Origin of the sequence: Citrobacter sp. Cpo126 (assembly GCF_030332445.1) — a bacterium.
Lineage (GTDB): Bacteria > Pseudomonadota > Gammaproteobacteria > Enterobacterales > Enterobacteriaceae > Citrobacter > Citrobacter portucalensis.
The window spans coordinates 1-19,191 of the sequence record NZ_JAOWHT010000014.1 but is presented as its reverse complement, the minus strand read 5'-3'; the positions used below and the strand labels follow the sequence as shown (position 1 = coordinate 19,191).

18 protein-coding genes and 1 rRNA gene are annotated in these 19,191 nt (G+C 50.2%); 17 read left to right on the top strand and 2 right to left on the bottom strand.

Going from position 1 to position 19,191, the window contains the following annotated elements; genetic code table 11:
• Nucleotides 1-255: 255 nt before the first annotated feature.
• The 10 genes from accB to OGY17_RS00125 all read left to right on the top strand — a co-directional run bounded on the left by accB (nt 256) and on the right by OGY17_RS00125 (nt 8,481).
• A complete protein-coding gene (gene accB, locus OGY17_RS00170) occupies nt 256-726 on the top strand; it encodes an acetyl-CoA carboxylase biotin carboxyl carrier protein (protein ID WP_003025210.1) in 471 nt (156 codons plus the stop codon).
• A 10-nt stretch (nt 727-736) separates the two neighbouring features.
• Nucleotides 737-2,086 (top strand): acetyl-CoA carboxylase biotin carboxylase subunit, encoded by a 1,350-nt coding sequence (gene accC, locus OGY17_RS00165; protein ID WP_003828838.1) that lies wholly within the window; start codon nt 737-739, stop codon nt 2,084-2,086.
• 107 nt (nt 2,087-2,193) lie between these two features.
• Entirely contained in the window at nt 2,194-2,436 is a 243-nt protein-coding gene (locus OGY17_RS00160; RefSeq protein WP_003828839.1) for a YhdT family protein, read from the top strand.
• Nucleotides 2,426-3,877, top strand: a complete 1,452-nt coding sequence (panF, locus tag OGY17_RS00155; RefSeq protein WP_020996361.1) for a sodium/pantothenate symporter — start codon at nt 2,426-2,428, stop codon at nt 3,875-3,877. The genes OGY17_RS00160 and panF overlap by 11 nt, the downstream gene beginning before the upstream one ends.
• An 11-nt stretch (nt 3,878-3,888) precedes the next feature.
• Entirely contained in the window at nt 3,889-4,770 is an 882-nt protein-coding gene (prmA, locus tag OGY17_RS00150; RefSeq protein ID WP_008785968.1) for a 50S ribosomal protein L11 methyltransferase, read from the top strand.
• Nucleotides 4,771-4,940: 170 nt separating this feature from the next.
• On the top strand, nt 4,941-5,675 hold the full coding sequence (locus tag OGY17_RS00145) for a carbonic anhydrase (RefSeq protein WP_234412026.1): 735 nt from the start codon (nt 4,941-4,943) through the stop codon (nt 5,673-5,675).
• A gap of 298 nt (nt 5,676-5,973) precedes the next feature.
• Nucleotides 5,974-6,939 (top strand): tRNA dihydrouridine synthase DusB, encoded by a 966-nt coding sequence (gene dusB / locus OGY17_RS00140; RefSeq protein ID WP_008785970.1) that lies wholly within the window; start codon nt 5,974-5,976, stop codon nt 6,937-6,939.
• Nucleotides 6,940-6,964: 25 nt separating this feature from the next.
• Nucleotides 6,965-7,261, top strand: a complete 297-nt coding sequence (gene fis, locus OGY17_RS00135) for a DNA-binding transcriptional regulator Fis (RefSeq protein WP_000462905.1) — start codon at nt 6,965-6,967, stop codon at nt 7,259-7,261.
• A gap of 88 nt (nt 7,262-7,349) precedes the next feature.
• A complete protein-coding gene (gene yhdJ / locus OGY17_RS00130; RefSeq protein WP_008785971.1) occupies nt 7,350-8,234 on the top strand; it encodes an adenine-specific DNA-methyltransferase in 885 nt (294 codons plus the stop codon).
• Between the two features lie 82 nt (nt 8,235-8,316).
• Nucleotides 8,317-8,481: a DUF2556 family protein gene (locus OGY17_RS00125; protein ID WP_003025279.1), complete on the top strand. Its 165-nt coding sequence runs from the start codon at nt 8,317-8,319 to the stop codon at nt 8,479-8,481.
• A gap of 46 nt (nt 8,482-8,527) precedes the next feature.
• Here OGY17_RS00125 and envR read toward each other — a convergent pair whose 3' ends face one another.
• Nucleotides 8,528-9,184 (bottom strand): acrEF/envCD operon transcriptional regulator, encoded by a 657-nt coding sequence (gene envR, locus OGY17_RS00120; RefSeq protein WP_008785973.1) that lies wholly within the window; start codon nt 9,182-9,184, stop codon nt 8,528-8,530.
• A gap of 413 nt (nt 9,185-9,597) precedes the next feature.
• Here envR and OGY17_RS00115 point away from each other — a divergent pair, with 413 nt between their 5' ends.
• From OGY17_RS00115 to OGY17_RS00085, 7 genes are all read left to right on the top strand, one after another.
• Complete coding sequence (locus tag OGY17_RS00115; RefSeq protein WP_008785974.1) at nt 9,598-10,758, top strand: efflux RND transporter periplasmic adaptor subunit; 1,161 nt, start codon at nt 9,598-9,600, stop codon at nt 10,756-10,758.
• An 11-nt stretch (nt 10,759-10,769) separates the two neighbouring features.
• Nucleotides 10,770-13,883, top strand: coding sequence for an efflux RND transporter permease subunit (locus tag OGY17_RS00110; RefSeq protein WP_008785975.1), 3,114 nt, complete (start codon nt 10,770-10,772; stop codon nt 13,881-13,883).
• Between the two features lie 270 nt (nt 13,884-14,153).
• A complete protein-coding gene (locus OGY17_RS00105; protein WP_003025292.1) occupies nt 14,154-14,375 on the top strand; it encodes a lipoprotein in 222 nt (73 codons plus the stop codon).
• A gap of 460 nt (nt 14,376-14,835) precedes the next feature.
• The gene (locus tag OGY17_RS00100; protein WP_008785976.1) at nt 14,836-15,861 is read left to right on the top strand and encodes an amino acid ABC transporter substrate-binding protein; all 1,026 of its coding nucleotides are present in this window, start codon (nt 14,836-14,838) and stop codon (nt 15,859-15,861) included.
• Nucleotides 15,862-15,930: 69 nt separating this feature from the next.
• On the top strand, nt 15,931-17,112 hold the full coding sequence (locus OGY17_RS00095) for an amino acid ABC transporter permease (protein WP_008785977.1): 1,182 nt from the start codon (nt 15,931-15,933) through the stop codon (nt 17,110-17,112).
• A 9-nt stretch (nt 17,113-17,121) separates the two neighbouring features.
• Nucleotides 17,122-18,225, top strand: a complete 1,104-nt coding sequence (locus OGY17_RS00090) for an amino acid ABC transporter permease (RefSeq protein WP_020996364.1) — start codon at nt 17,122-17,124, stop codon at nt 18,223-18,225.
• A 7-nt stretch (nt 18,226-18,232) separates the two neighbouring features.
• A complete protein-coding gene (locus tag OGY17_RS00085; protein WP_286606208.1) occupies nt 18,233-18,991 on the top strand; it encodes an amino acid ABC transporter ATP-binding protein in 759 nt (252 codons plus the stop codon).
• A 118-nt stretch (nt 18,992-19,109) separates the two neighbouring features.
• On the opposite strand, the gene rrf is transcribed toward OGY17_RS00085, so the two are convergent.
• Nucleotides 19,110-19,191: ribosomal RNA gene (gene rrf / locus OGY17_RS23300) — 5S ribosomal RNA — on the bottom strand; the annotation flags it as partial.

The following is a 19,191-nucleotide window of genomic DNA, read 5'->3' as shown; positions in this document are numbered from 1 at the left end:
ATCCCCGGTAGCGTTTTTAAGGCGCTGAAAGGGTGACAATCGCATATTGAAGGTATATTTTGTCTTTTACCCGAAAATGGCAGAAGATAGCCGCACAATGACTAACAAGTCTGGCAATCTCACTTAATGGCAGCAGCACCCAGTGCAGCGCCTGAGATGCGTGGCATCTTGTCACTCACTGTTATAAAAATGCTATACAGACGGCGGTAAAACGCCTGTCACAATCTCACTAAACAAAGAGTACGGAACCCACTCATGGATATTCGTAAGATTAAAAAACTGATCGAGCTGGTTGAAGAATCAGGCATCTCCGAACTGGAAATTTCTGAAGGCGAAGAATCTGTACGCATCAGCCGTGCAGCGCCAGCTGCAAGTTTTCCGATGATGCAACAGGCTTATGCTGCACCAGTGATGCAGCAACCAGCTCTGTCTAACGCTGTCGCACAAACTGCCTCTCCAAGTATGGAAGCTCCGGCAGCAGCGGAAATCAGTGGTCACATCGTACGCTCCCCAATGGTTGGTACGTTCTACCGCACCCCGAGCCCGGATGCTAAAGCGTTCATCGAAATCGGACAGAAAGTGAATGCGGGCGATACCCTGTGCATCGTTGAAGCCATGAAAATGATGAACCAGATCGAAGCCGACAAATCCGGCGTAGTTAAAGCGATCCTGGTAGAAAGTGGTCAACCGGTAGAATTTGACGAGCCGCTGGTCGTCATCGAATAACGAGGCGAACATGTTGGATAAAATTGTTATCGCCAACCGCGGCGAGATTGCCCTGCGTATTCTTCGTGCCTGTAAAGAACTGGGCATCAAGACTGTCGCTGTGCATTCAAGTGCGGATCGCGATTTAAAACACGTATTGCTGGCGGATGAGACGGTCTGTATCGGCCCGGCTCCGTCCGTAAAAAGCTATCTGAACATCCCGGCTATCATCAGCGCCGCTGAAATCACCGGCGCGGTGGCAATTCACCCGGGCTATGGCTTCCTCTCTGAGAACGCCAACTTTGCTGAGCAGGTAGAGCGTTCTGGCTTTATCTTCATCGGCCCGAAAGCTGACACCATCCGCCTGATGGGCGACAAAGTGTCTGCAATCACCGCGATGAAGAAAGCGGGCGTACCGACAGTCCCAGGCTCTGACGGCCCGCTGGGCGATGACATGGACGCTAACCGCGCTCATGCTAAACGCATCGGCTACCCGGTTATCATCAAAGCCTCCGGCGGCGGCGGCGGTCGCGGTATGCGCGTCGTGCGCAGCGATGCCGAACTGGCACAATCCATCTCCATGACCAAAGCGGAAGCAAAAGCTGCTTTCAATAACGACATGGTCTACATGGAGAAATACCTGGAAAACCCACGCCACATTGAAATTCAGGTGCTGGCTGACGGTCAGGGTAACGCGATTTATCTGGCAGAACGTGACTGCTCCATGCAGCGTCGTCACCAGAAAGTTGTCGAAGAAGCACCAGCGCCGGGCATTACCCCGGAACTGCGTCGCTACATCGGCGAGCGTTGTGCCAAAGCGTGTGTTGATATCGGCTATCGCGGGGCGGGTACTTTCGAGTTCCTGTTCGAAAACGGCGAGTTCTACTTCATTGAGATGAACACCCGTATTCAGGTTGAACACCCGGTAACCGAAATGATCACCGGCGTTGATCTGATCAAAGAGCAGCTGCGCATCGCAGCGGGTCAACCCCTGTCCATCAAGCAGGACGAAGTTGTGGTTAAAGGCCATGCGGTAGAATGCCGTATCAACGCCGAAGACCCGAACACCTTCCTGCCAAGCCCGGGTAAAATCACGCGTTTCCACGCGCCGGGTGGCTTTGGTGTGCGTTGGGAGTCTCATATTTACGCAGGCTACACCGTACCTCCGTACTATGACTCAATGATCGGTAAGCTGATCTGCTATGGCGAAAACCGCGACGTCGCTATCGCCCGTATGAAAAACGCATTGCAGGAACTGATCATCGACGGTATCAAAACCAACGTTGACCTGCAGATCCGTATCATGAATGACGAGCACTTCCAGCACGGTGGAACCAATATCCACTACCTGGAGAAAAAACTCGGACTTCAGGAAAAGTAAGCGTGCGTTAACCGAAAAGGCCGGAAATTCCGGCCTTTTGTTTTTCTCCCCTCCCGCACGTGCCATAAGGTACAATCCCCGCTTTCTTTATCCACAAGGGACAAAAAATGGACGCTCGTTTTGTTCAGGCCCATAAAGAGGCGCGCTGGGCGCTGTGGCTAACCCTTTTATATCTGGTCACATGGTTAGTGGCCGCTTACTTACCAGATTCAACGCTGGGTTTTACCGGCTTACCGCACTGGTTCGAAATGGCCTGCCTGCTAACGCCGCTGGTTTTTATCGTGCTGTGCTGGGCGATGGTGAAGTTTATCTATCGCGACATTCCGTTGGAGGATGACGATGCAGCTTGAAGTTATTTTTCCGCTGGTCGCCTATCTTCTGGTGGTCTTCGGTCTCTCAGTTTATGCCATGCGCAAGAGATCGACCGGTACCTTCCTGAATGAATATTTCCTCGGCAGCCGCTCCATGGGCGGCGTCGTGTTAGCGATGACGCTAACGGCAACCTACATTAGCGCCAGCTCGTTTATTGGCGGTCCTGGCGCCGCTTACAAATACGGACTGGGATGGGTGCTGTTAGCGATGATCCAGTTGCCCGCCGTATGGCTCTCATTGGGGATTCTTGGTAAGAAATTCGCCATTCTGGCACGCCGTTATAATGCTGTTACCCTCAACGATATGCTATTTGCACGCTACCAGAGCCGCCTGCTGGTATGGCTGGCAAGCCTCAGCCTGTTGGTCGCGTTTGTCGGGGCAATGACCGTACAGTTTATTGGCGGCGCACGTTTGCTGGAAACCGCAGCGGGTATCCCCTACGAAACCGGTCTGCTGATTTTTGGCGTCAGCATCGCGTTATACACGGCGTTCGGCGGCTTTCGCGCCAGCGTGTTGAACGACACCATGCAGGGCATGGTGATGCTGATTGGTACTATCGTTTTGCTGGTCGGCGTTGTTCATGCTGCCGGTGGCCTCAGCAATGCGGTGGTAACCCTGCAGACTATCGATCCTAAACTGGTTTCGCCGCAGGGCGCTGATGACATTTTGTCACCCACGTTTATGACCTCATTCTGGGTGCTGGTATGCTTTGGCGTGATTGGCCTGCCACATACGGCGGTCCGCTGTATCTCTTATAAAGACAGTAAAGCGGTACACCGCGGCATTATCATCGGCACCATCGTGGTGGCGATCCTGATGTTTGGTATGCATCTGGCGGGCGCCCTGGGACGGGCGGTAATCCCTGACCTGACGGTACCGGATCTGGTAATCCCTACGCTGATGGTCAAAGTCCTGCCGCCGGTCGCTGCCGGGATTTTTCTCGCCGCGCCCATGGCCGCGATCATGTCGACGATCAATGCCCAATTGCTGCAAAGTTCCGCTACGATCATTAAGGATCTGTACCTGAACCTTCGCCCGGAACAGCTGGAAAACGAAACCCGGCTGAAACGCATGTCGGCAGTGATTACCCTGCTGCTGGGCGCGTTACTGTTGCTGGCCGCCTGGAAACCGCCAGAGATGATTATCTGGCTGAATCTGCTGGCGTTTGGCGGGCTGGAAGCCGTCTTCCTGTGGCCGCTGGTGCTGGGCCTCTATTGGGAGCGGGCAAACGCGTCAGGCGCATTGAGCGCGATGATTGTCGGCGGCGTGCTTTATGCTCTACTCGCCACCTTTAACGTTCAGTTCCTGGGCTTCCACCCAATCGTGCCCTCGTTACTGATAAGCTTGCTGGCTTTCCTGATAGGCAACCGTTTCGGTTCCGCCGTCCCGCAAGCCGCCATATTGACTACTGATAAATAAAGAGTTTTGCCATGCCATGGATCCAACTGAAACTGAACACGACCGGTGCCAACGCTGAAGAGTTGAGCGATGCGCTGATGGAAGCGGGCTCCGTTTCCATTACTTTCCAGGATACGCATGATACGCCGGTATTTGAACCTCTGCCGGGCGAGACTCGCCTGTGGGGTGATACCGACGTTATCGGCTTGTTCGATGCAGAAACCGACATGAAAGAAATAGTTGCTATCCTGGAACAGCATCCGCTGCTGGGTGAAGGCTTCGCGCATAAAATCGAACAGCTCGAAGACAAAGACTGGGAACGCGAATGGATGGATAACTTCCACCCGATGCGCTTTGGTGAACGTCTGTGGATTTGCCCAAGCTGGCGCGATGTCCCGGATGAGAATGCTGTCAACGTGATGCTGGACCCGGGTCTGGCGTTTGGTACAGGCACGCACCCCACTACCTCTCTGTGCCTGCAATGGCTGGACGGTCTTGATCTTAACGGTAAAACGGTTATCGACTTTGGCTGCGGCTCCGGCATTCTTGCCATTGCGGCACTGAAGCTGGGTGCGGCGAAAGCCATTGGCGTGGATATCGACCCGCAAGCGATTCAGGCCAGCCGTGATAACGCCCAGCGTAATGGTGTTTCTGAGCGTCTGGAGCTTTATCTACCGAAAGACCAGCCAGAGGCGATGAAAGCCGACGTGGTGGTCGCCAACATCCTTGCTGGCCCATTACGTGAACTGGCTCCGTTAATCAGCGTACTGCCCGTTGAGGGCGGTTTGCTGGGGCTTTCTGGTATTCTTGCCAGCCAGGCGGAAAGCGTCTGTGAAGCCTATGCCGATCTCTTTACGCTCGATCCGGTTATCGAGAAAGAAGAGTGGTGTCGCATTACCGGCCAGAAAAAATAATCCCTTCCGGCGTGGTTATCTGACCACGCCATTTTCAGACAATTGACCAGCATACCGACACTTTCCTCAGCGATATAATAATCAATTGATTTTGTTATTTTTTATATTGATTCTCGTTGAGTAAACGTATGCGTTTCAACTGTTTTACAACAACTTTGCTGGCAGCATGCATGATGCCACTGACCACGCTGGCCGTACCATGGGGATATACCGAAGAAAACGGCCCCGCACGGTGGGGAGAAATCAGCAAAGCGTATGCAACGTGCCAGACAGGCATAAACCAATCCCCCATAGACATCCAGACCACCACAACCAGTAAACTCGGTCTCCCCGCGCTGAACATGCAGTACGTCGATGGCCCAACCAGATTTCGGAGCATTAACCATACGTTGCAGGCAACGATGAGTAGCTACGCATCTAATTCTATTGAAATTGATGAAACGCTTTATTATTTAAAACAATTTGATTTTCATGCCCCGAGCGAACATACCCTCAACGGTAAAACCTATCCGCTGGAGCTGCAGCTGGTCCACAAAAATCAATCCGGAGACATCGCTATCGTGGCGGTTATGTTTGATATCGGCGAACCAAACCAGGCGATTCAAAATTTGTGGGAGTCCTTTCCAACCATGGAGGACAGCAGCATGGCCATCTTCTCGCCGGTCGATATCCACCAGCTTTTACCCGACAATAAAACCTACTGGCGCTACCGTGGTTCGTTAACAACGCCTCCCTGCACCGAAGGCGTCACCTGGACTATCCTGAAAACGCCTGTTTCTCTTTCTGCCGAACAGATGGATAAATTCCACTACATTGTTGGGCCGGCAAACAATCGCCCACTGCAGCCGTTGAATGAACGCAAGATTACGGACAGCTATTCTGGGGATACCGAGATCCTGTACTAAAATGAGGTAGCGATCACATAATGACGAGGTAATTTGCTGATTAATTCAGCAGAATATCTTGTCAGTACCGTCTGCAGCTGAAGAAAAAATGAGAAGTTACGCAAAATTATATGTGTATATAAAATCGACACATTTTTATAATGCGATGATTTATATGATTAAATATTTTCATGCGTTCACATTTACGGCAATTCATTGATCCACCTCAGTGGATTGGTCAAAGTTTGGCCTTTCATCTCGTGCGAAAAATGCGTAATATACGCCGCCTTGCAGTCACAGTATGGTCATTTCTTAACTCATGCGCATCGGACAATACCAGCTCAGAAATCGCCTGATCGCAGCACCTATGGCTGGCATCACTGACAGACCATTCAGGACGCTGTGCTATGAGATGGGAGCAGGATTGACAGTATCCGAGATGATGTCTTCTAACCCGCAGGTTTGGGAAAGTGACAAGTCTCGTTTACGGATGGTGCACGTTGATGAGCCAGGAATTCGCACGGTGCAAATTGCCGGTAGCGACCCTGTTGAGATGGCCGATGCCGCACGTATTAACGTGGAAAGCGGCGCCCAGATTATTGATATCAATATGGGGTGTCCGGCTAAAAAAGTGAATCGCAAGCTCGCAGGTTCAGCCCTCTTGCAGTACCCGGATTTAGTGAAATCGATACTAACCGAGGTCGTCAATGCAGTGGACGTTCCTGTCACACTCAAGATTCGCACCGGCTGGGCTCCGGAACACCGTAACTGCGTAGAGATTGCCCAACTGGCTGAAGACTGTGGCATTCAGGCTCTGACCATTCATGGACGCACCCGCGCCTGTTTGTTCAATGGAGATGCTGAGTACGACAGTATTCGGGCAGTTAAGCAGAAAGTTTCCATTCCGATTATCGCGAATGGCGACATTACTGACCCGCATAAAGCCAGAGCTGTACTCGACTATACGGGGGCGGATGCCCTGATGATAGGACGTGCAGCTCAGGGAAGACCCTGGATCTTTCGGGAAATCCAGCATTATCTGGACACTGGGGAGCTGCTGCCCCCGCTGCCTCTGGCAGAGGTGAAGCGCTTGCTTTGTGCGCACATTCGGGAACTGCACGACTTTTATGGTCAGGCAAAAGGGTACCGAATTGCGCGTAAACACGTATCCTGGTATCTCCAGGAACACGCTCCGGATGACCAGTTTCGGCGCACATTCAACGCCATTGAAGATTCCAGCGAACAGCTGGCGGCGTTGGAGGCATACTTCGAAAATTTTGCGTAAACAGAAATAAAGAGCTGACAGAACTATGTTCGAACAACGCGTAAATTCTGACGTACTGACCGTTTCTACCGTTAACTCTCAGGACCAGGTAACTCAAAAGCCCCTGCGTGACTCGGTTAAACAGGCACTGAAGAACTATTTTGCTCAATTGAATGGTCAGGATGTGAATGATCTCTATGAGCTGGTACTGGCTGAAGTAGAACAGCCCCTGTTGGACATGGTGATGCAATACACCCGCGGTAACCAGACCCGTGCTGCCCTGATGATGGGCATCAACCGTGGTACGCTGCGTAAAAAACTGAAAAAATACGGCATGAACTGATACTAATCAGTTAAATGTTTGTTTTAAAAGGCGCTACTCGGCATGGGGAAGCGCCTTTTTTATTGACGTCACACGGGAGGCTTTGGCGATGAACGCGAGATGTGAACCTGTCTATTTTGGCGATGAATCTAAAAAGATAATCCTGGGTGACGCGCTAACTGAACTGAAAAAACTGCCGTCTGAAAGCGTTGAACTCATTTTTGCTGACCCTCCTTATAACATCGGGAAAGACTTTGACGGGATGGTGGAATCCTGGGACGAAGAGGCCTTTCTGGCGTGGTTGTTTGAGTGCATCGACGAGTGCCATCGCATCCTCAAACCACACGGCACCATGTACATCATGAACAGTACGGAGAACATGCCGTACATCGACCTCAAATGCCGCCCGCTTTTTACCATCAAGAGTCGTATCGTGTGGTCATACGATAGCTCAGGGGTACAGGCCAAAAATTACTTTGGCTCGATGTATGAACCGATCCTGATGATGGTAAAAGATCAGAAAAACTACACATTTAATCGTGACGATATTCTGGTTGAAGCCAAAACTGGCGCTAAACGCGCGCTAATAGACTACAGAAAAAACCCGCCGCAGCCCTACAATCAGAAAAAAGTGCCGGGCAATGTCTGGGAGTTCCCACGCGTACGCTATCTGATGGACGAATACGAAAACCACCCCACCCAGAAACCCAAAGCCCTCCTGGAGCGTATAATTCTGGCGTCCTCGAACCCAGATGACAAGGTACTGGATCCGTTTGCCGGCAGCTTCACCACCGGAGCTACCGCCGTGGAATTGGGTCGCAAGTTTGTCGGGATTGAGATCAATACTGAATACGTAAAAATGGGACTCAGAAGACTGAGTATCGGTTCTCATTTTTCAGAAATTGAGCTTGCCAAGGTGAAAAAACGTAAGACAAAAAACCTGTCTAAAAAGAGTCGATTGACGGCAAAGAGTGGCGATCTTTCAACAAAGTAAAGGCATTGTAAGTCTGCTTTTCAGCTTAAAAATTTCGTGTATATTCCCTGCACACTTGGGCATGAATACACAGGGTTTAGGAATGATTCGCAAGTATTGGTGGCTGGTTGTTTTTGCGGTCTTCGTTTTTCTTTTTGATGCGCTGCTCATCCAATGGATAGAGCTGATGACAACAGAGCACGACAAGTGCCGGAATATGAACTCAGTGAATCCCCTTAAGCTGGTCAACTGCGTCGACCTCGAATAGCACCTCAGATAACACTTCGACAGCCGTCAGCCTCTGGCGGTAAAAACTATCCGACCTGGTTTTCACTCTGCATTAATTGCATGACGCTACCGTCTGGGCTTAACATTTTTAGTACATTATCAACTAATACTGGAGCTTGCCCATATAGATCATAACTCACTGGATTCATTAACCAGTTTTTTATAATTCCGCTAAAACTACCGTGCAGAATAATGATGATGACATCTAAATCAAGAGTGGTGGCAATCAAATTGTCATCGACACACTTTTGTAGGGAATCACGAATGCTTTGATGACTGATACCTATTTTATCGCGAATATCCTGCTCAGATATCATATCGTTATGAAATTCACACTTATGATATAAAATCTGCATTAATGCCTGCTGACGAGGGTTCTCTGCAATATATTGTAACCCCACCACAAACTTTTCTCGCAATCGCTGTAAAGGGTTATCCCCCCAACGACCAATTAGCTTGTCCTGAATAAGATCGCGTAAAGGTGGTTGTTGTAACCATAGCTCATTAAACAATTGAGTTTTATTTTCGAAATGCCAATAGAGCGCGCCACGCGTCACGCTGGCGGCATCCGCAATGTCGTTTAGCGTCGTATTGCTTACGCCACGTGCGGCAAACTGTACAATTGCCGTTTCTATCAGGTGCTGCCGCGTTTTGAGGGCATCAGCTTTCGTTTTTCTGGCCATGGTTCCGACTGTCTGAGGTAGAGTAGAGAATGATTAACTTTCTTATCTAATATTTGCGATACGGAACAAATGTATCACTTAGCATTTATTTAAACGAGTTCTAAAAAATATTATTACGGACTTTGCACACGAATAAACAAAACGAATACCAACAAACAATATATTCACAAACCAAATGCTTATTTCAATTTGTGTTTATGCGAATCATAGTATTGCTATTAACACCACAATGAAACAGCTGTCGATTAATCTTTTTTTGCTTTTACGTGCCGTGTATCGTGCCTATAAATAAGTATTACTTACATCGCAAGCTAATAATTTGTAGGATAGCCAACTATTATTTTTCTTGTGCACGTTATCGCCCCCTGCGTTACCCGGTTAATAACGAGCGTTCGCTTTTTTAAGGAATAGAAATGACGAAAAATGCCAGGTTTTCACTCCTGCCCTCATTCATCATCGTCTCCGCTGCATTACTCGCCGGTTGTAACGATCAGGGAGAAACACAAGCTCATCCCGCAGAACCGCAGGTGACTGTCCATGTCGTCGAAAAGGCTCCTTTAGCCGTAACGACCGAATTACCCGGGCGCACAACGGCATTCCGAATTGCAGAAGTTCGTCCCCAGGTCAGCGGGATAGTGCTTAAACGGAATTTCACTGAGGGAAGCGATATTGAAGCCGGACAGTCACTTTATCAGATCGATCCCGCGACTTATCAGGCTGACTATGACAGCGCCAAAGGTGAACTGGCGAAGAGTGAAGCGGCGGCTGCAATCGCGCATTTAACGGTGAAACGCTATGTGCCGTTGGTTGGCACCAAGTACATCAGCCAGCAAGAGTACGATCAGGCAATTGCTGATGCTCGTCAGGCCGATGCCTCCGTGATCGCGGCAAAAGCGGCGGTCGAAAGCGCGCGTATCAATCTAGCCTACACCAAAGTGACATCGCCAATTAGCGGACGCATCGGTAAATCTAACGTCACCGAAGGTGCATTAGTCACGAATGGCCAGGCTACAGAGCTTGCTACCGTTCAACAGCTCGATCCCATTTATGTCGACGTGACACAGTCCAGTAACGACTTTATGCGCCTCAAACAGTCCGTTGAACAAGGGAGTCTGCATAAAGACAGCGCCAGCAGTACTGTCGAACTGGTGATGGAAAATGGTCAGTCATACCCGCTAAAAGGCTCTTTGCAGTTTTCTGATGTGACGGTTGATGAAAGCACCGGATCAATCACCCTCAGAGCCGTGTTCCCTAACCCGCAGCACACGCTGTTGCCGGGCATGTTTGTGCGCGCACGCATTGATGAAGGCGTCCAGCCAAATGCCATTCTCGTTCCGCAGCAGGGGGTAACGCGTACGCCTCGCGGCGATGCCACCGTAATGGTCGTTAACGACAAGAGTCAGGTTGAGTCTCGCGCAGTCGTTGCCGCACAAGCTATTGGTGACAAGTGGCTCATCAGCGAAGGCCTGCAACCGGGTGACAAAGTTATCGTGAGCGGCTTACAGAAAGCACGTCCAGGCGTTCAGGTTAAAGCAACCGCCGATACCGAAACCCCTGCCACGAAAGCCCAATAAGGTAACCGGACATGGCTAACTTTTTTATCAGGCGTCCTATCTTTGCCTGGGTATTGGCTATCATTCTGATGATGGCGGGTGCTCTGGCAATCATGCAACTGCCCGTGGCACAGTACCCAACCATTGCGCCTCCTGCGGTCGCCATTTCTGCCACCTACCCTGGTGCAGATGCACAGACGGTTCAGGATACAGTCACACAGGTTATCGAACAGAATATGAATGGTATCGATAACCTGATGTATATGTCCTCCACCAGCGACTCGGCCGGGAGTGTGACTATTACACTGACTTTCCAGTCCGGTACCGATCCCGATATCGCGCAAGTGCAGGTGCAAAATAAACTGCAGCTCGCCACTCCGCTACTGCCGCAAGAAGTTCAGCAGCAAGGGATCAGCGTCGAGAAATCCAGCAGTAGCTTTTTGATGGTTGCGGGTTTTGTTTCTGACAACCCACAAACCACACAGGATGACATTTCCGATTACGTCGCCTCGAACGTTAAAGACTCAATCAGCCGTCTGAATGGCGTGGGTGACGTGCAGCTGTTTGGTGCACAGTACGCCATGCGCATCTGGCTGGATGCAAACTTATTGAACAAATATCAGCTCACGCCGGTTGATGTGATCAATCAGTTGAAGGTACAGAACGATCAGATTGCCGCAGGTCAGTTAGGGGGGACGCCTGCATTACCTAACCAGCAGCTTAACGCTTCTATCATTGCGCAAACGCGACTGAAAGACCCTGAAGAGTTCGGCAAAGTGACTTTACGCGTGAACAGCGATGGTTCGGTTGTTCACCTGAAAGACGTCGCGCGTATCGAGTTAGGCGGGGAAAACTACAACGTCGTGGCGCGTATTAACGGTAAGCCTGCATCCGGCCTTGGGATCAAGCTGGCAACCGGGGCAAACGCGCTGGATACCGCGAACGCGATTAAAGCCAAGCTGGTTGAACTGCAACCTTTCTTCCCGCAGGGAATGAAGGTGGTCTACCCGTACGACACGACGCCGTTTGTGACCATCTCCATTCATGAAGTAGTAAAAACGTTGTTTGAAGCGATCGTACTGGTGTTCCTGGTCATGTATTTGTTCCTGCAAAACATCCGGGCAACGCTCATTCCTACCATCGCCGTACCTGTCGTATTGTTGGGCACATTTGCCGTGCTTGCTGCGTTTGGCTACTCAATAAACACCCTGACGATGTTCGGCATGGTGCTCGCCATCGGTCTATTGGTCGATGATGCGATAGTGGTGGTGGAAAACGTGGAACGCGTGATGATGGAGGATCATCTGCCGCCCAAAGAGGCGACGGAAAAATCCATGTCACAAATACAGGGAGCACTGGTTGGTATCGCCATGGTGCTGTCTGCGGTATTTATCCCGATGGCCTTCTTTGGCGGTTCAACCGGGGCTATCTATCGGCAGTTTTCCATCACCATCGTTTCCGCCATGGCGCTTTCAGTACTGGTCGCGCTGATCCTGACTCCCGCACTTTGTGCAACGTTGCTGAAGCCGGTATCAGCTGAACATCACGAGAAAAGAAGCGGTTTCTTTGGCTGGTTCAACGCCAAATTCGATCACAGCGTCAATCATTACACCAATAGCGTCAGCGGTATTGTGCGTAAAACTGGGCGTTACCTGGTCGTCTACCTGATAATCGTCATCGGGATGGCGGTGCTGTTTATGCGCCTGCCAACCTCCTTCCTGCCAGAGGAAGATCAGGGCGTCTTCCTGACGATGATTCAACTTCCTGCAGGCGCCACGCAAGAACGCACCCAGAAGGTGCTGGATCAGGTCACCCACTACTACCTGAACAATGAAAAAGCCAACGTTGAAAGCGTCTTTACGGTTAACGGCTTTAGCTTCAGCGGCCAGGGGCAAAACTCAGGGATGGCGTTCGTCAGCCTCAAGCCCTGGGAAGAACGTAGCGGTAACGAAAATAACGTTGAATCAATTATCGCCCGCGCTACCCGAGCGTTTAGTCAGATTCGTGATGGTCTGGTGTTCCCTTTCAACATGCCAGCCATCGTTGAACTGGGTACCGCGACGGGCTTCGACTTCGAGCTGATTGATCAGGGCGGGTTGGGGCATGCTGCGCTAACCCAGGCACGTAACCAACTGCTGGGCATGGTTGCCAAACACCCTGACCTGCTGGTTCGTGTGCGTCCAAACGGGCTCGAGGATACCGCACAGTTCAAGCTGGATGTCGATCAGGAGAAAGCGCAAGCGCTTGGTGTCTCACTGTCTGATATCAACGAAACTATCTCAGCTGCGCTGGGCGGCTATTACGTCAATGACTTCATTGACCGTGGACGCGTGAAAAAAGTGTACGTACAAGCCGATGCCAAGTTCCGTATGTTACCGGAGGACATCAATAATCTGTATGTCCGTAGCGCCAATGGCGAAATGGTTCCGTTCTCCACGTTCAGTTCCGCACACTGGATCTACGGCTCACCGCGCCTGGAGCGCTATAACGGTATGCCTTCTATGGAACTGCTGGGAGAAGCAGCGCCTGGCAGAAGTACCGGTGAAGCAATGGCGCTAATGGAAAGCCTGGCGGAAAAACTGCCAAACGGTATTGGTCATGACTGGACGGGGATGTCCTATCAGGAACGACTGTCGGGTAACCAGGCTCCTGCGCTGTATGCCATCTCGCTAATCGTTGTCTTCCTTTGCCTTGCCGCATTGTATGAAAGCTGGTCTATTCCTTTCTCGGTGATGCTGGTTGTACCGCTCGGTGTTGTGGGCGCATTGTTAGCAGCATCACTGCGTGGGATGAATAACGATGTGTATTTCCAGGTTGGCTTACTAACCACAATCGGCCTCTCGGCTAAGAACGCCATCCTGATCGTCGAGTTTGCCAAAGACCTGATGGATAAAGAAGGCAAGGGGTTGATTGAAGCGACGCTGGAGGCATCGCGCATGCGTCTTCGTCCTATCCTGATGACATCCCTGGCCTTTATTCTGGGGGTTATGCCTCTGGTTATCAGTCACGGTGCAGGTAGTGGTGCGCAGAATGCGGTCGGTACCGGTGTTATGGGAGGAATGCTGACCGCAACATTGTTGGCTATCTTCTTCGTCCCCGTCTTCTTTGTTGTCGTAAGACGGCGTTTTAGTCGGCACAACGATTAATTTGTAAAATAAAGGCGTCTACGGACGCCTTTTTCACCTACGATGCTCCTCTTTATTTATTAGTAAGATAGCCATTTATTTCATTTAAACTATCCCTCTAAACTCGCCTGCAGCCTTTCTTTTTATCCATTATTTTTACAATCCACATGAATTGAGATTATTCCTCATGTCAGTCCTTTTTTAAGAAGTGGTAAAATAATCGCCGAGTTCGCAGATGGCTTAGCGTTTGTCTTTGCTTAATTAGCGAAACGCTTATTTTGAGGTAACACCATGAAAAGATTAATATCCGTTGCACTGCTTACCGCATTCCTGGCTGGCTGTGCACACGATTCTCCTTGCGTACCTGTATACGACGATCAGGGACGCCTGGTTCATACCAATACCTGTATGAAAGGCACCACCCAGGATAACTGGGAAACAGCCGGAGCCATCGCCGGTGGTGCTGCAGCCGTTGCCGGACTGACGCTTGGGATTGTCGCCCTGACCAAATAAATCATATTAAAAGCGCGGTTATTACCGCGCTTTTAGCAATAAGCATAAAATCTACATATAAGACAAAACGTTGCTTAATAGAACCTGACATGTAATAAAATTATTATAGATTTCACTCACACATCCGCGATTTGAAATTAGCATTTTTTCTGTTTTTCGTAACACCACATTTTCTTTTCATTATTCTCACGTCATTAATATTAACGCCAGAAATCGTTATCACGCGTCCTGTCTGATTTTTAAATTTTTTGCGCCGAAATGTGGCTTACGTTTCAATTTTGCACCACTTCAGGGCGCTGCATTTATTTTTTCCTGTCTACACTCTGCATATTGCGTCGAATAATCAGGCGCAAAAAACTGGCACTACCTTTGCTTAAAAGAGTATGGCCAAAGCCACAGACAGGTAAAAGACGTTTTCAGAACGTTTCCATAACAATAATTCCTCCACACAGGATGCTCTATGAAAAAGATGATAATCGCCAGCCTGGCTGCGGCCGGTGTGCTGCTTGCTGTTGCAAATCAGGCACATGCCGGCGCAACACTTGATGCCGTAAAGAAAAAAGGGTTTGTGCAATGTGGGATCAGCGACGGCTTGCCTGGCTTTTCTTACGCCGATGCAAGCGGCAAGTTCTCGGGTATTGATGTTGATGTATGTCGTGGCGTTGCCTCCGCCGTATTTGGCGATGATAGCAAAGTAAAATATACCCCGCTCACCGCCAAGGAACGCTTTACCGCATTACAGTCTGGTGAAGTCGACATGCTCTCTCGTAATACCACGTGGACCTCTTCTCGTGATGCCGGTATGGGCATGTCCTTCACTGGTGTAACGTATTACGACGGCATTGGCTTTCTTACCCACAATAAAGCAGGCCTGAAGAGCGCTAAAGAGCTGGATGGTGCAACGGTCTGTATTCAGGCGGGAACCGATACCGAACTAAACGTGGCCGACTACTTTAAAGCCAACAAGATGAAGTACACCCCTGTCACCTTTGACCGTTCGGATGAATCAGCCAAAGCTCTGGAATCTGGACGTTGCGATACGCTGGCTTCCGACCAGTCTCAGCTGTATGCCCTACGCATCAAGCTGAGCAATCCTGCGGAATGGATCGTCCTGCCAGAAGTTATTTCTAAAGAACCTCTGGGACCTGTCGTACGTCGTGGGGACGATGAGTGGTTCTCCATTGTTCGCTGGACGCTGTTCGCCATGCTAAATGCGGAAGAAATGGGTGTTAACTCGAAAAACGTCGATGAAAAAGCGGCTAATCCAGCAACACCGGATATGGCACACCTGTTGGGTAAAGAAGGGGATTATGGCAAGGATCTGAAGCTTGATAACAAATGGGCCTACAACATTATCAAGCAGGTTGGTAACTATTCGGAGATCTTTGAACGTAACGTTGGATCGGAAAGTCCGCTGAAGATCAAACGTGGACAGAACAACCTCTGGAATAACGGTGGTATTCAGTATGCGCCACCGGTGCGCTAATGCGTAGTGATGTAACGGGCGCCGCAACTGCGGCGCTCAGCCCAGAGTCATAGTTACTGAGGTTTTCTTATGTTCCATCGCCGCTCAACCGTAAAAGGATCGTTATCCTTTTCTAACCCTGCGGTCCGCGCCTGGTTATTTCAAATACTCGCCGTCATTGCGGTTATCAGCATTGCGGTCTATCTCATTCATAACACGATAAATAACCTGAACAATAGCGGTATTACCTCGGGGTTTTCTTTTCTCGATCGCAGCGCCGGATTTGGCATTGTCCAGCATCTGATCGATTACGAGCAAGGCGATACGTATGGTCGTGTCTTTGTGGTCGGCCTGCTCAATACTCTGTTAGTTTCAGCACTGTGCATTGTTTTCGCATCAATTCTCGGTTTCTTTCTCGGGTTGGCACGCCTGTCAGATAACTGGTTATTGCGAAAGCTCTCGACGATCTACATCGAAACGTTCCGCAATATACCGCCGCTGCTGCAGATCTTCTTCTGGTATTTCGCCGTATTACGTAATCTGCCCGGCCCACGCCAGGCCGTTAACGCGCTGGATTTGATGTTCCTGAGTAACCGGGGGCTCTATATTCCGGCCCCGCAAATGGGAGAAGGTTTTTTTGCCTTTTGTACCGCTGTCGTTATCGCTCTCGTCGTCACCATCGGATTATTTCGCTTCAACAGAATGCATCAGACCAAAACCGGTCAGCTACGTCGGACCTGGCCCACAGCTCTGGCGTTGATCGTACTTTTACCGGTGATTTCACAGTGGATGTTTGGCGCTGCGCTTCACTGGGATATTCCCGCGCTCCGTGGTTTTAACTTCCGTGGCGGTATGGTGCTTATTCCTGAACTGGCGGCACTGACTCTGGCGCTTTCGGTATATACCTCGGCATTTATTGCAGAAATTATTCGGGCGGGCATTCAGGCCGTTCCTTACGGCCAACATGAAGCCGCACGCTCGCTGGGTCTGCCAAATCCGGTGACGCTACGCCAGGTAATCATCCCACAGGCGCTACGCGTCATCATTCCCCCACTGACCAGCCAGTACCTGAATATCGTCAAGAACTCTTCTCTTGCAGCCGCAATTGGCTACCCGGACATGGTTTCACTGTTTGCCGGCACGGTACTCAATCAAACAGGGCAAGCCATTGAAACGATCGCCATCACCATGTCGGTATACCTGATCATCAGTCTAAGTATTTCTTTGCTGATGAATATTTATAACCGCCGTATCGCACTGATTGAGCGCTAAGGAGCCATGATGACAAAAGCACTGCTGTCTCACCCCTCGCGCCAGCACAGCAATCCGGCAAGCCGCAGTCTACTCTGGGTGCGTAAAAACCTGTTCTCCAGTTGGTCAAATAGCCTGCTCACCCTGCTATGCGTATGGCTGATTTGGTCATTTCTTCCACCACTGTTGAACTGGGTATTCTTTCAGGCCAACTGGGTCGGTTCTACCCGGGCAGACTGTACCAAAGCGGGAGCCTGCTGGGTGTTCATCCATGAACGCTTCGGGCAATTCATGTATGGGCTTTATCCACACGATCAGCGTTGGCGCGTAAATCTGGCCCTGATAATTGGTCTGGCTTCTATTGTTCCGATGTTCTGGAAAACCATTCCCCACCGTGGCCGTTATATCGCTATCTGGGCAGTCATATATCCGATTGTCGTCTGGTGGCTGATGTACGGTGGTTTTTTCGGACTTGAACGCGTAGAAACCCGGCAGTGGGGCGGATTAACACTGACGCTTATTATTGCATCCGTGGGGATTGCAGGCGCGCTTCCATGGGGTATTTTACTGGCGTTGGGACGTCGTTCCCATATGCCAGTCGTGCGGGTTTTATCCGTCATTTTCATTGAGTTCTGGCGCGGTGTACCGTTGATTACCGTTCTGTTTATGTCCTCGGTCATGCTTCCTCTGTTTATGTCCGAAGGAACCAGTATCGACAAGCTTATCCGGGCGCTGGTCGGCGTTATTCTTTTCCAGTCGGCCTATGTCGCAGAAGTGGTTCGCGGAGGGTTACAGGCCCTACCGAAAGGTCAGTATGAGGCCGCGGAATCACTGGCGCTAGGTTACTGGAAAACCCAGGGGCTGGTCATTCTTCCGCAAGCCCTCAAGCTGGTTATCCCTGGTCTGGTTAACACGATTATCGCCCTGTTCAAGGATACCAGCCTGGTCATCATCATCGGTCTGTTTGATCTCTTCAGTAGCGTACAGCAGGCAACTGTGGACCCTGCGTGGCTGGGTATGTCGACAGAAGGATATGTTTTCGCTGCACTGATTTACTGGATCTTCTGTTTCAGTATGTCGCGTTACAGCCAACATCTGGAAAAACGTTTTAACACCGGGCGTACACCGCACTGAGGAATTTATGAGCCAATTATTAATGCCGTCTACCGACGCGATGATTACGCTGGAAAACGTCAACAAATGGTACGGACAGTTTCATGTCCTGAAAAACATCAACCTGAAGGTAAAACAGGGAGAGCGCATCGTATTATGCGGGCCTTCCGGTTCGGGTAAATCGACAACTATCCGCTGTATTAACCATCTGGAAGAACATCAGCAAGGACGCATTGTAGTGGATGGGATTGAGCTCAATGAAGACATCCGCAATATTGAGCGCGTCCGACAAGAAGTTGGCATGGTCTTTCAGCACTTTAATCTCTTTCCTCATTTAACTGTTTTGCAAAACTGCACGCTGGCACCTATCTGGGTGCAAAAGATGCCGAAAAAAGAGGCTGGATTACTGGCAATGCACTACCTTGAGCGGGTCCGCATTGCCGAACATGCACATAAATATCCCGGGCAAATTTCTGGTGGACAACAACAGCGCGTAGCCATTGCACGCTCACTGTGTATGAAACCCAAAATCATGTTATTTGATGAACCCACATCAGCGTTGGATCCTGAAATGGTAAAAGAAGTGCTGGATACCATGATAGGTCTGGCGCAATCGGGCATGACCATGCTATGTGTAACCCATGAAATGGGCTTTGCCCGCACAGTCGCTGACCGGGTGATCTTTATGGATCTTGGCGAGATTGTGGAACAGGCACCACCGGATGAGTTTTTTGCTCACCCCAAATCGGAACGCACTCGCGCGTTTTTATCGCAGGTTATTCATTAAATATATATGCCGGATAAAGTTCCGGTGGATTTGTCCTCCTCAGGAGAGCGCTCGCCGACAAACAACAGATAAAACAAAAGGCCCAGTCTTTCGACTGAGCCTTTCGCTTTTATTTGATGTCTGGCAGTTCCCTACTCTCGCATGGGGAGACCCCACACTACCATCGGCGCTACGGCGTTTCACTTCTGAGTTCGGCATGG

Coding starts and splice junctions, on each gene's coding strand:
- OGY17_RS00085 (WP_286606208.1), top strand. CDS start 18,233: ATGAGCCAATTATTAATGCCGTCTACCGACGCGATGATTACGCTGGAA.
- OGY17_RS00110 (WP_008785975.1), top strand. CDS start 10,770: ATGGCTAACTTTTTTATCAGGCGTCCTATCTTTGCCTGGGTATTGGCT.
- fis (WP_000462905.1), top strand. CDS start 6,965: ATGTTCGAACAACGCGTAAATTCTGACGTACTGACCGTTTCTACCGTT.
- OGY17_RS00145 (WP_234412026.1), top strand. CDS start 4,941: ATGATGCCACTGACCACGCTGGCCGTACCATGGGGATATACCGAAGAA.
- OGY17_RS00090 (WP_020996364.1), top strand. CDS start 17,122: ATGACAAAAGCACTGCTGTCTCACCCCTCGCGCCAGCACAGCAATCCG.
- prmA (WP_008785968.1), top strand. CDS start 3,889: ATGCCATGGATCCAACTGAAACTGAACACGACCGGTGCCAACGCTGAA.
- yhdJ (WP_008785971.1), top strand. CDS start 7,350: ATGAACGCGAGATGTGAACCTGTCTATTTTGGCGATGAATCTAAAAAG.
- OGY17_RS00105 (WP_003025292.1), top strand. CDS start 14,154: ATGAAAAGATTAATATCCGTTGCACTGCTTACCGCATTCCTGGCTGGC.
- OGY17_RS00125 (WP_003025279.1), top strand. CDS start 8,317: ATGATTCGCAAGTATTGGTGGCTGGTTGTTTTTGCGGTCTTCGTTTTT.
- OGY17_RS00100 (WP_008785976.1), top strand. CDS start 14,836: ATGAAAAAGATGATAATCGCCAGCCTGGCTGCGGCCGGTGTGCTGCTT.
- envR (WP_008785973.1), bottom strand. CDS start 9,184: ATGGCCAGAAAAACGAAAGCTGATGCCCTCAAAACGCGGCAGCACCTG.
- accB (WP_003025210.1), top strand. CDS start 256: ATGGATATTCGTAAGATTAAAAAACTGATCGAGCTGGTTGAAGAATCA.
- OGY17_RS00115 (WP_008785974.1), top strand. CDS start 9,598: ATGACGAAAAATGCCAGGTTTTCACTCCTGCCCTCATTCATCATCGTC.
- panF (WP_020996361.1), top strand. CDS start 2,426: ATGCAGCTTGAAGTTATTTTTCCGCTGGTCGCCTATCTTCTGGTGGTC.
- accC (WP_003828838.1), top strand. CDS start 737: ATGTTGGATAAAATTGTTATCGCCAACCGCGGCGAGATTGCCCTGCGT.
- OGY17_RS00160 (WP_003828839.1), top strand. CDS start 2,194: ATGGACGCTCGTTTTGTTCAGGCCCATAAAGAGGCGCGCTGGGCGCTG.
- dusB (WP_008785970.1), top strand. CDS start 5,974: ATGCGCATCGGACAATACCAGCTCAGAAATCGCCTGATCGCAGCACCT.
- OGY17_RS00095 (WP_008785977.1), top strand. CDS start 15,931: ATGTTCCATCGCCGCTCAACCGTAAAAGGATCGTTATCCTTTTCTAAC.